Origin of the sequence: Arthrobacter sp. NPDC056886 (assembly GCF_042788715.1) — a bacterium.
GTDB lineage: Bacteria > Actinomycetota > Actinomycetes > Actinomycetales > Micrococcaceae > Arthrobacter.
Genome location: NZ_JBHUBT010000009.1, coordinates 251074 through 262209, shown reverse-complemented (window position 1 = coordinate 262209; position 11136 = coordinate 251074). Strand labels below are relative to the sequence as shown.

The 11136-nt window shown below is 66.7% G+C and carries 11 protein-coding genes; 8 read left to right on the top strand and 3 right to left on the bottom strand.

The window, feature by feature from the left end; translation table 11 throughout:
* Nucleotides 1–20: 20 nt before the first annotated feature.
* From ACFRJ8_RS17025 to ACFRJ8_RS17000, 6 genes are all read left to right on the top strand, one after another.
* On the top strand, nt 21–431 hold the full coding sequence (locus ACFRJ8_RS17025; RefSeq protein WP_377987320.1) for an MmcQ/YjbR family DNA-binding protein: 411 nt from the start codon (nt 21–23) through the stop codon (nt 429–431).
* The gene (locus ACFRJ8_RS17020) at nt 428–997 is read left to right on the top strand and encodes a DUF1990 family protein (protein ID WP_377987319.1); all 570 of its coding nucleotides are present in this window, start codon (nt 428–430) and stop codon (nt 995–997) included. The genes ACFRJ8_RS17025 and ACFRJ8_RS17020 overlap by 4 nt, the downstream gene beginning before the upstream one ends.
* Before the next feature lie 14 nt (nt 998–1011).
* Entirely contained in the window at nt 1012–1614 is a 603-nt protein-coding gene (locus ACFRJ8_RS17015; protein ID WP_377987318.1) for a hypothetical protein, read from the top strand.
* Nucleotides 1615–1688: 74 nt separating this feature from the next.
* Complete coding sequence (locus tag ACFRJ8_RS17010) at nt 1689–2006, top strand: putative quinol monooxygenase (RefSeq protein ID WP_377987317.1); 318 nt, start codon at nt 1689–1691, stop codon at nt 2004–2006.
* A gap of 96 nt (nt 2007–2102) precedes the next feature.
* Nucleotides 2103–2396 carry a DUF503 domain-containing protein gene (locus tag ACFRJ8_RS17005; protein WP_277528016.1) on the top strand — a complete coding sequence of 98 codons (294 nt, stop codon included), beginning with the start codon at nt 2103–2105 and terminating at the stop codon, nt 2394–2396.
* A gap of 138 nt (nt 2397–2534) precedes the next feature.
* Nucleotides 2535–3356, top strand: a complete 822-nt coding sequence (locus ACFRJ8_RS17000) for a hypothetical protein (protein ID WP_377987316.1) — start codon at nt 2535–2537, stop codon at nt 3354–3356.
* Between the two features lie 257 nt (nt 3357–3613).
* Here ACFRJ8_RS17000 and purL read toward each other — a convergent pair whose 3' ends face one another.
* Genes purL through purS form a run of 3 tightly spaced genes read right to left on the bottom strand, consistent with a single transcriptional unit; the run spans nt 3614 to nt 6955 of the window.
* Nucleotides 3614–5947, bottom strand: coding sequence for a phosphoribosylformylglycinamidine synthase subunit PurL (gene purL / locus ACFRJ8_RS16995; RefSeq protein WP_377987315.1), 2334 nt, complete (start codon nt 5945–5947; stop codon nt 3614–3616).
* On the bottom strand, nt 5944–6702 hold the full coding sequence (purQ, locus tag ACFRJ8_RS16990; protein ID WP_377987314.1) for a phosphoribosylformylglycinamidine synthase subunit PurQ: 759 nt from the start codon (nt 6700–6702) through the stop codon (nt 5944–5946). Before purQ ends, purL begins: the two co-directional genes overlap by 4 nt.
* A 1-nt stretch (nt 6703) precedes the next feature.
* A complete protein-coding gene (gene purS, locus ACFRJ8_RS16985; protein WP_018776110.1) occupies nt 6704–6955 on the bottom strand; it encodes a phosphoribosylformylglycinamidine synthase subunit PurS in 252 nt (83 codons plus the stop codon).
* A 276-nt stretch (nt 6956–7231) separates the two neighbouring features.
* On the opposite strand from purS, the gene ACFRJ8_RS16980 reads away from it, so the two are divergent.
* Nucleotides 7232–7417 carry a hypothetical protein gene (locus tag ACFRJ8_RS16980; RefSeq protein ID WP_091564988.1) on the top strand — a complete coding sequence of 62 codons (186 nt, stop codon included), beginning with the start codon at nt 7232–7234 and terminating at the stop codon, nt 7415–7417.
* A 383-nt stretch (nt 7418–7800) separates the two neighbouring features.
* Complete coding sequence (locus ACFRJ8_RS16975; protein WP_377987346.1) at nt 7801–10971, top strand: S8 family peptidase; 3171 nt, start codon at nt 7801–7803, stop codon at nt 10969–10971.
* Nucleotides 10972–11136: the final 165 nt, after the last annotated feature.

The window sequence follows — 11136 nt, the reverse complement described above, 5'->3', positions numbered from 1 at the left end:
CAGCCGGATAGGCTCGTGCCATGGACGTTGCCACCCTCCGCCAGATCTGCCTGAGCTTCCCCGGCGCCTTCGAGGACTTTCCTTTCGGCCCGGAAACATCCGTGTTCAAGGTGCGGGCCGCCGTGGCGGGCGGCGCGCGGCAGGACGCCAAGATGTTCGCGGCGTCCGCCATGGACCCGGCGGACTGGTCCGTGAGCCTCAAATGCGAGCCGGCCCTGGCCGAACAGCTCCGGGCCATCCATCCGGAAATCACCGGTGCGTGGCACATGAACAAGACGCACTGGAACGGGGTCCGGCTGGACGGGTCGCTGCCGGACGACATGATCAGGGACATGGTGGAGGATTCCTATGACCTGGTGGTCGCATCGTTCAGCCGAAAGCAGCGGGAGCAGCTGGGCTGGGCCGGACTGGCGAGGGGCGAGGACACATGAGCGGCGACCCTGACGCCGCCCGCCTCGCATCCGGCGCGCGGGCCGAGCTGAACTATCCGGGCATTGGCTCCACCGAGCACGGGCAGGCTCCGGAAGGCTTTCCCTGTCTGGTGTACCGGACGTACCTTGGCGACGGCCCTGCCCTGTACCGGCGGGTGGCGCAGGGGATCCTGACCTGGCAGCTGCAGAAACGCTCCGGGCTGCGCGTCCGCACCGACTCCGATGCCGTCGTGCCCGGCGCGCGCGTGGTGAGCGGATTCGGCGTCGGGCCCTTCCGGATCAACGCCCCCTGCGAGGTGGTGTGGGTACGCCGGCCGGTGTCCGGCGGCGGGCCGCAACGGGCCGGGTTCGGGTACGGCACGCTCCCGGGTCATCCCGTGCGGGGCGAGGAAGCGTTCGAAGTGGAGATCGACGCCGCGGGCCGGGTGTTCGTCAAAATCACGGCGTTCAGCAGGCCGTCCAACTGGTTTTACGCGGCTGGCAGCGCCTTCGCGAGACGTGCGCAAAGGCATGTCACTTGCCGATACATTGGGAGTGCACACGAACTGGCCGCAGGTGAAAACTGAGCAGGAGCAGCTGGATGCTGGAACAGAAGACCCTTGACCAATTGTGGGATTTTGACGACCCCGCCGGATCCGAAGCCCGTTTCCGGGCGGCCGCCGCGGATGAAAGCTACGACGCCGACGAACGCGCCGAACTCGCCACCCAGCTGGGCCGGGCCATCGGGCTGCAGGGCCGCTACGAGGAAGCCGACGCCCTGCTGGATTCGGTCGACGCCGACGAGCCCACCGTCGCCGTCCGCGTACTGCTGGAACGCGGGCGGGTGCTCAATTCCAGCGGTCACCCCGGGATGGCCGTGCCGCTCTTTGAGCAGGCCGCCGAACTCGCGGACCACCTGGGCGAGGAATTCCTGGCCGTGGACGCGCTGCATATGCTCGCCATTGCCGACTCCGCACATGCCGAGACCTGGACCAGGAGCGCGCTGGAGTATGCCTCCACGGTCCACGATGAGCGGACCAAACGGTGGATAGTCTCCCTGCACAACAACCTCGGCTGGACGCTGCACGACGCCGGCCGCTGCACTGAGGCCATGGTGGAGTTCCAGCTCGCCGAACAGTGGGCCGACCGGATCGGCACCCCGCGGCAGCAGGAACTGGCCCGCGAGGCCATCAAGGCCTGCTGACCGGCCTGACCGCCTGCAAGATGACCGCCTGCAAGAATGGAACCTCCGGAAATCCGAATGAAAGGCAACAGCCCGTGATCTTCATCGTCGTCAAATTCAAGGTCAAGCCGGACTGGTCTGAGCGCTGGCTGGGACTCGTGGACGAATTCACCCAGGCCACCCGCCAGGAGCCCGGGAACCTGTGGTTCGACTGGTCCCGCAGCGTGGAGGATCCCAACGAATTCGTCCTCGTTGAGGCCTTCAAGGACGACGCCGCCGGAGACCACGTCAACAGCGCCCACTTCAAGCAGGCCATGGCGGCCATGCCGCAGGCGCTGACCGAAACGCCCCGGATCATCAGCCGCCAGCTCGACGGCGAAGGCTGGGACCGGATGGGCGAACTCACCATCTAACCCCGTCCTGACCCGCCCAAACCCCGTCGATTGCTCCGTAGCCGCCCTTTTGAGGCCTCAAAAGGGCCGTTGGGGAGCAATGGATAGGCTTAGGGCATGTGGATCGGATGGATCGAATTCGATATCCTTCTGGGCGACGTTCACAGCCTCAAGGAGAAGCGCTCGGTGGTGCGCCCGCTGCTGGCGGAGCTGAAGCGTCGCTTTGATGTCTCCGTGGCCGAGGTCGGGGACCACGAACAGTACCGGCGCACGCAGTTAGGTGCCGGCCTGGTCGCCGCTGACCGGGCACACCTCGTGGACGTGCTCACCGCCGTCGAACGCTTCGTTGCGGCCCGGCCCGAACTCGAACTCCTCAGCGCCCGGCAGCGGGAGCTCCGCAGCGACGACTAACCCCCTCGACTGCCCCCTAAACCCCGTCGATTGCTCCATAAGTGCCCTTTTGAGGCCCCATAACGGCACTTATGGAGCAACCGATGGGTGTTGTGGATAACTTCTGCGGCGCCGGCGCCGAACTGGTCTGATGAGGCCATGAAAACCGCGCGCCCGTTGCCCGGCGAACTCCAGGGACGTCCCTTCACTGTCACCGAAGCGGCAGAGGCCGGAGTGTCGCCAAAACGGCTCCGGCACCGCTCGCTCGCCGCGCTGGGCAGGGGAATCCGCGTGCAAAGCGCGACGCCGGGGCTTCCCTTGAGCGTGCGCGTGCGGCCTTTCATTGAGGTCAATGAGCGATGCGCCGCGTCGCACCTCACCGCGGCGGAGCTTGGTTCGCTTCCGGCGCGGCAACAAAAGGAGGCACCGCCGATGTACCACGTGATCAGGCCCGAGGGCGCGGCCCATCTCAACCGGCCACATGTCATCGTTCACCGGATGAAGCTCTACGACGACGAGATCACCCTGCTGGACGGGATTCCCATCACCACCCCGGAGCGGACCTGGCTGGATCTGGCTGAAATGCTGACCGTGGACGAACTCGTTGTGGCCGGCGACAGCTGCGTTCGGGTGCCCAGGCCTGAGTTCGAAGGCCGAGACATGCCGCTCTGCAGTCTCCAGGACCTGCAGCGGATGATCGACCGGCACAAGGGAAAGCGCGGACTGCGCAAGGCCAAGGAAGCCATCGCCCTCATCCGGGTGGGCTCGGATTCGCCGCAGGAGTCCTTGCTGCGGCTAGCCATAGTCCGGGCCGGTCTCCCGGAACCCGAGCTGAACGTGCCGATCATCGACGATGCCGGAACGCGGCACCACAAACCCGATTTGTCCTATCGGGAACACAGAATCGGCGTCGAGTACGAGGGCGAACTCCACGGTGACGAGGGGCAGATCGTACGGGACATCGCCCGTTCGGAGAAATAAACGGCCCTCGGCTGGACCGAGGTTCGGATCTCCAAGCGGCACATGAACGGTGATGCCAAAGCCGCGGTGGCCAAGGTCCGGGCCGCACTCCTGCAGGCGGGCTGGCGGCCTCGCCGTTAACGAACGATTGCTGCGCAACTGCCGTTCTGAGGGTTCAAAACGGCAGTTGCGGAGCAATCGATGGAACCGAGGAGCGGGTGGGCCCACGCCGCCAGGGTTCCCTGGCCGAGCTTGCGAGGCTAGGGCGGCGGTGGGGATTAGCCGAAGTACTTCGGCAGGGTCGCCTCGTGGGCTTCGCGGAGTGCGTCGAGGCTCATGGTCTCGACGCCGTTGATCTCCAGCGTGCCGCCCTCGGCATCCACCACACCGATCCGGACGTGCGCGAAGCCGCGGGCGGTGCACATGTCCGTAAAGCGGATTTCCTCCGAACGGGGCACAGCGACGACGGCGCGGCCCTGGGTCTCGGAGAACAGCGCCGTGAACAGGTCCACGCCGTCTCGGTCCAGGACGTCCTGCAGTGCGATCCGGGCGCCCACGCCGTAGCGCAGGGACGACTCCACGAGGGCCGCCGCGAGGCCGCCTTCGGAGAGGTCGTGGGCGGAATCCACCATGCCGTCGCGGGAGGCGTTGATCAGGATCTGCCCCAGTTCGCGCTCGGCTTCCAGGTCAACCTTGGGCGGCAGGCCGCCGAGGTGTCCGCGCATGTTGGACCATTCCGAACCGTCCAGCTCTGCCGCCGTCGTGCCCAGCAGATAGATGGCCTGGCCGTCTTCCTTCCAGCCCGACGGCGTGCGGCGGGCGACGTCGTCGAACTTGCCCAGCACCGCCACCACGGGGGAGGGGTGGATGGGGGTGGTCCCGGTCTGGTTGTACAGCGAGACGTTGCCGCCGGTGACCGGGATGCCCAGCACCATGCAGGCGTCGGACAGGCCGCGGATGGCTTCGGCCAGCTGCCACATGACGTCGGGATCCTCGGGGGAGCCGAAGTTCAGGCAGTCGCTGACGGCCATCGGCACGGCGCCGGAGGTGGCGACGTTGCGGTAGGCCTCGGCCAGCGCCAACTGCGCGCCGTGGTACGGGTCGAGGTAGGTGTAGCGGCCGTTGGCATCGGTGGCCAGGGCCACGCCCAGGCCGGTTTCCTCGTCCACCCGGACCACGCCGGCGTCGTCCGGGAACGCCATGGCGGTGTTGCCGCCGACGTAGCGGTCGTACTGCTTGGTGATCCAGGACTTGTCGCACATGTTCGGCGAGGCGACGAGTTCGGTGATCGCTGCGGCCAGGTCCGCGGGGGCGGAGGGGCGGCCGGTGTCCTGCACGGAGCCGGTGAAGGAGTCGGCCTGGACGGCGTCCTGCCATTCGGGGCGGGCGTACGGGCGGTCGTAGACCGGCCCGTCGTGGGCCACGGTGCGGGGGTCGACGTCGACAATCACGTCGCCTTCCCACGTGATGATCAGGCGGCCGGTGTCGGTCACCTCGCCCAGCCAGGAGTACTCCACGGCCCACTTGTCCATGACCGCTTCGAACGCGGCGATGTTCTCGGGGGTGACCACGGCCATCATGCGTTCCTGCGACTCGGACATCAGGATTTCGCCCGGGGTCAGGGTGGGGTCGCGCAGCAGGACCGAGGTCAGCTCGACCTCCATGCCGCCGTCACCGTTGGAGGCGAGCTCGGACGTGGCGCAGGAAATGCCTGCAGCGCCAAGGTCCTGGATGCCCTCAACCAGGGAACCCTTGAACAGCTCCAGGCAGCACTCGATCAGGACCTTCTCGGCGAACGGGTCGCCCACCTGGACCGCAGGGCGCTTGGAGGGCTTGGTGTCATCGAAGGACTCCGAGGCCAGCACGGAGGCGCCGCCGATGCCGTCGCCGCCGGTGCGGGCGCCGAACAGCACCACCTTGTTGCCCTTGCCGGACGCGTTGGCGAGGCGGATGTCCTCGTGGCGCATCACGCCGACGGCGAGTGCGTTGACCAGCGGGTTGCCCTGGTACACGGAGTCGAAGACCATTTCGCCGCCGATGTTGGGCAGGCCCAGCGAGTTGCCGTAGCCGCCGATCCCGGCGACGGCGCCGTGCATGACGCGGGCGGTGTCCGGGTGGTCAATGGCGCCGAAGCGCAGCGGATCCATCACCGCTACCGGGCGGGCGCCCATGGAGATGATGTCGCGGACGATCCCGCCGATGCCGGTTGCGGCGCCCTGGTAGGGCTCCACGAACGACGGCGAGTTGTGGGACTCGATCTTGAACGTCACGGCCCAGCCGTCGCCCAGGTTGGTGACACCGGCGTTTTCGCCGATGCCAACGAGCATGTCCTTCTTCATTTCCTCGGTCACCTTGTCGCCGAACTGGCGCAGGTGGTTCTTCGAGGACTTGTAGGAGCAGTGTTCGCTCCACATCACCGAGTACATGGCGAGTTCCGCGCCGGTGGGGCGGCGGCCCAGGACCTTCACCACCTCGTCGAACTCGTTCTGCTTCAGGCCCAGTTCGGCCCAGGGGAGCTCGGTGTCCGGCGTTTTGGCCGCGTGCTCGACCGTGTCGATGTTGAACTTCCGGGTGGTCTCCGCGGGCGCCGCCACTGCGGGTGTCTCCGTCATTTGTTGTCTCCCACGATTTTGTTCAGGACAGAGGTGAAGAACCCGAGGCCTTCGGTGCCGGAGCCGAGTTCGGGGCCGAAGCCGGCCTCCACAGCGTGCTCGGGGTGCGGCATGAGGCCCACCACATTGCCTGCGGCGTTGGAGATGCCGGCGATGTCGCGGCGGGAGCCGTTCGGGTTGAAGCCGACATAGCGGAACACGACGCGGCCTTCCGCCTCGAGCGCATCCAGCGTCTTCTCGTCGGCGATGTACTGGCCGTCCTGGTTCTTCAGCGGCACAGTGATTTCCTGGCCGGCGGCGTAGTCCCCGGTCCAGGCCGTCGTGTTGTTCTCCACGCGCAGGACCTGGTCCCGGCACATGAACTTCAGATGATCGTTCTTGATCATGGAGCCGGGCAGCAGGTGCGACTCGGTCAGGATCTGGAAACCGTTGCAGATGCCCAGCACGGGCAGCCTGGCATCGGAATTGGCGGCGTCGATGATCTTGGACATCAGCGGCGCGAAGCGGGCGATGGCGCCGGCGCGAAGGTAGTCGCCGTAGGAGAAACCGCCGGGAATCACGACGGCGTCAACGTCGCCCAGGGTGGTGCCGGCGTGCCAGAGCTCCACCGGGGTGGCGCCGGCCAGCCGGACCGCACGGGCGGCGTCGCGGTCGTCCAAGGTGCCGGGGAAGGTGACGACGCCGATCTTCGCACCAGTGAGCCTGGGGTGCGCAGCGACGGCGACAGCCTCGCCGATCAGGGGTAGTTCAGTCATCTCAGGCCTCAACGACCTCGACGTTGACGACGTCCTCGATCACCGGGTTGGACAGCAGGGTCTCCGCGGCGTCGCGGGCCTGTGCCAGGATCTCCTCGGTCACCTCGCCGTCGACCGTGAGTTCAAAGCGCTTGCCCTGGCGGACAGAGCTGAAAGCGGTGAAGCCCAGCCGGGGCAGAGCACCGACGATGGCCTTCCCTTGCGGGTCCAGAATCTCGGGCTTGGGCATGACGTCGACAACGATCCGGGGCATCCGGCAACTCCTGTGCGTGAGCGTTGGGTAAGGGCGCAGCGGAGTGGTGCCGTCTCACGCCGATCCGCTGTGTGTTGAGGACTGCTTTGTGAACACAACGTGAAAGGGCGCTCCGCGAGCTTGCATGCCCATTCTACCGGCCCCGGAGCGTCCGGCCGTATTCGGGCTGGGAGTGTGAACCCGGCCGCATGGGCACGTCCTTGAACTGGAGAAATGCCGCGGCCGGGGCGCCTGCGGCCTATGGTCCGGGCTGCCGCGGGTCAGTAGGATGTGCGCATGGCTGAGAAACCGAAATCCGTGGTGTTGTCTGTTGTGGCTGTCGCAGTGTTCGCCGGGCTGGGCCGGATGGTGCTGCAGAAGATCAAGGCCGACCGTGCGGCGAGGGCAAGCAAGGTGGCCGGTCCCCTGGATGAGAAGACCCGTGCATGGATCAGCGACGTCGTCCGGACCCCGCGAAAGTAGGCCGGCGGTAGCCGCCAGCTGGCCAGTGGTGGGCCGTCGGGCGGTTCGCGTCCTCCGGCGCTGGGGCGCCGCAGGGGGTACGTGCCAGCTCGGGCCGGCCGCCCCAATTGACGCAGTTCAGCGGCGCCGGCATCGCATCATGTCGTGTCGCGTGACAAATTTCAAAAACCTCGTTGTGGTCTATGTCATATCTCGCTCTCAGTCTGTACTGTATGAATCGGCTGGTATCCGTCGGGGCAGGCCGGGCGACCGCCCAGTGAGTTCCCGCCAGTCCGCTGGGCCCGGCATTGAACCGGGCCGTTCCTTTACGAAAGGTTCGAACACTCGTGACATCACCAGGAAAGAGCTTCCTTCGAAGCGGGGGACTACGGAGGGCCGCGGCACTGACCCTGGGCCTGCCGGTTCTTCTGTCCAGCATCGCGATCGCCCCCGCCAACGCGGCCCCGGCGCAAGGCCCGGCAGTAGCCGGCGTCGCACAGAAGAATGTTGATCCGAACAACTACAAGGACGGCCGCTACATTGTGGTCCTGGCGGAAAAGCCGTCCGCAACGTACGACGGCGGGACGGCAGGCTTGGCGGCCACCAAGCCTGCGGCCGGCAAGAAGCTGGATGCCAGCAGGGCTGAAGTCAAGCAGTACAAGGCGCACCTGGAACAGAAGCAGGCCCAGGTGGCCGGCCAGCAGGGCGTCAAGATGCAGCGCCAGTTCACGGCAGCGCTCAACGGCTTCAGCGCCACGCTGACGGCGGACCAGGCCGTGAAGCTGGCCAAGAACCCCTCGGTCCTGCTGGTCGCGCCGGACACGGAGAACGCACCCGACTACTCCAGCACCGACTTCCTCAAGCTCAGCGGGCCCAACGGTACGTGGAACACCAAGTTCGGCGGCAAAGACGCTGCCGGCAAGGGCGTCGTGGTCGGTGTTATCGACACCGGGTACACTCCGTCCAGCGCCTACTTCGCCGGCCAGGCGGTCAAGCCGCTCACCGGAGATCCCGTTGTTGGCGTGCCGTACCGCAACGCGGACGGCAAGATCCAGATGCTTAAATCCGACGGCGAACTCTTCACGGGCGAGTGCCAGACCGGTACCGACTTCGACGGCACCGCCTGCAACTCCAAGGTCCTGAGCGCCCGCTACTTCGGCGACGCCTTCGCGGAAACTGTCCCGCCGGAAGACTGGGCTCCGGGCGAACGGCTGTCTCCCGTCGACGCTGACAGCCACGGAACCCACACCGCCAGCACGGCTGCCGGAAACGCCGACGTCGAAGCCACGGTTGACGGCCGGAGCTTTGGCCAGACCAGCGGCATCGCGCCGGCCGCGAAACTGTCCATCTACAAGGTCTGCTGGGAAGACAACGATCCCAACTCCGGCGGCTGCTACTCGTCAGCGGCCATCGATGCCGTCAACCAGGCCATCATGGACGGCGTGGACGTCCTGAACTACTCGATCTCCGGCGCCACGGACACCACCACGGACCCGGTCTCCATGGCATTCCTTTCCGCCGCGTCGGCAGGCATCTTCGTCGCCGTCTCCGCCGGCAACTCCGGCCCGACCGCCAGCACCGTCAACCACGGCGCACCCTGGCTGACCACGGTCGCCGCCACCAGCTTCTCGCAGGAACTGCAGGGAACCGTCGAGTTCTCCGACGGCAGCAAATACCGCGGCGCCAGCATCATGAACAGCCAGGTATCCAACGCCGGCGTTGTGCTGGCAGCCAACGCAGCAGCCGCCGGGAGCACCAGCCCGGCCTTGTGCGGCGACGGCTCGCTGGATCCGGCAAAGATCGCCGGCAAGGTTGTGGTCTGCGACCGCGGCGTCGTTGACCGAGTCGCAAAGAGCGCCGAGGTCAAGCGCGGCGGCGGCGTCGGCATGATCCTCGTCAACCTGACCAACTCCTCGCTGGACACGGACAAGCACGCGGTCCCCACCGTCCACGTGAACCCGCCCGCCACCGAGGCCATCAAGGCCAAGGTAGCCGCCAACCCGGCCATCACGGTTTCCCTGGTAAGCAAGGACACCACAGGCCTGCCCCTCGAGGCGCAGCCGCAGATCGCCGGGTTCTCCTCCCGCGGCCCGCTGCTGGCTGCCGGTTCCGACCTCCTGAAGCCCGACGTCGCGGCGCCCGGCGTGGCCGTGCTGGCCGGTGTTTCGCCGATCGGCACGGGCGGAGACAACTTCGGTTTCCTCTCCGGCACCTCCATGGCGTCCCCGCACGTGGCCGGCTTTGGCGCGCTGATCCTGGCCAAGAAGCCCATGTGGTCCCCGGCGACGGTCAAGTCCGCGATGATGACCACCACCAGCGACGTCAAGAACGCCGACGGTTCCAAGAACACCGATGTCTTTGCCACCGGTGCGGGCCAGGTGGACCCGGCACGCGTGCTGGATCCGGGCCTGGTCTACGACGCCACCACGGAGGACTACCTGGCGTTCGCCCGGGGCACGGGTTTCGATGTCAGGATCCCGGGGATCGGCACCATCAAGCCGCGGGACATGAACCTTCCCTCCTTCGCCCTGGGCAACCTGGCCGGGAAGATCGAGGTCACCCGCACGCTGACCGCCCTGACCCCGGGGGTCTACAAGGCCAAGTTCAATGTTCCCGGCATCAAGGTCAGCGTGACCCCGGCTGTTCTGAATTTCAGCGCCGCCGGTGAAAAGCGTTCGTTCAAGGTCTCCTTTGAGAACCAGGGCGCACCCCTGGGCAAGTTCGCGACCGGTTCGCTGACCTGGCAGGGCGCCAATAAGAACGTGGCGTCGCCGATCGCGGTCCGTCCGCAGTCGGCTGTGGCCTTGTCCGATGTCGCCTTCACCTCCCAGGGCGGCAGCGGTTCCGGCGCCATCAAGGTGGTCTCCGGCACCAACTCGCCCATCAACATGACCCTCGACGGTCTCTCGAAGGCCGACTCCACGGCCGTCGAACTCGTCCCGGGCCCGTTCACGGGCGGCCAGGATGCCTCGAACGTTGTCAAGAGTGTCCAGGTCGAGGCGGGATCCCCGCTGGCCAAGTTCTCGGTCATTTCCGCGGATCCGAACGCTGACTTCGACATGTACGTCATGACCCCGGAAGGCCCGCTGACGGTCGCGACGTCCTCGGCCAGCGAATCGGTGTCCATCCCCAACCCGTCCCCGGGCAAGTACACGATCTACGCCAACCTGTACGCCAGCCCGAACAACCAGCCCACCAAGGCCTCGGTCGACGCTGCCGTGCTGGGCAAGGTGGTGGGCAAGGCTTCGCTGAACCCGAACCCGCTGCGGCTCGCCAACGGCAAGGCCGGCAAGGTCACGCTGAACTGGGCAGGTCTGGAGACCGGGTCGTACATCGGCCGGGTCACCTTCGCCGGTGCCAGCGATCCCACGTTCGTCTCGGTCCTGGTATCCCCGGCGGGCGCCGTGGTGGTCCCGCCGACTTCGGAGGACCAGGACTCCAACGACGGTCCGGATGACAACGCCGATGGCGACACCGGTCACAAGGACAAGAAGGACAAGGGCAAGAAGGTGAAGCAGGAGCAGGGCAAGTTCCAGAACAGCGATCGGTCCTTCGCTTCGAACAACGCCATCTAGTGGATCCCAGCTAGGCAGAATCACCAAGAAACGGCAACGGCCGGCGGCACACACCGCCGGCCGTTGCCGTTTAATTCGCCGGGGCCAGGCGGCTGGTATGGGGCGCAGACCCGGGGAGACCGTGCCTGCACGGTCTAGGCCGCCGGGGCCAGGCGGCCCTTGCCC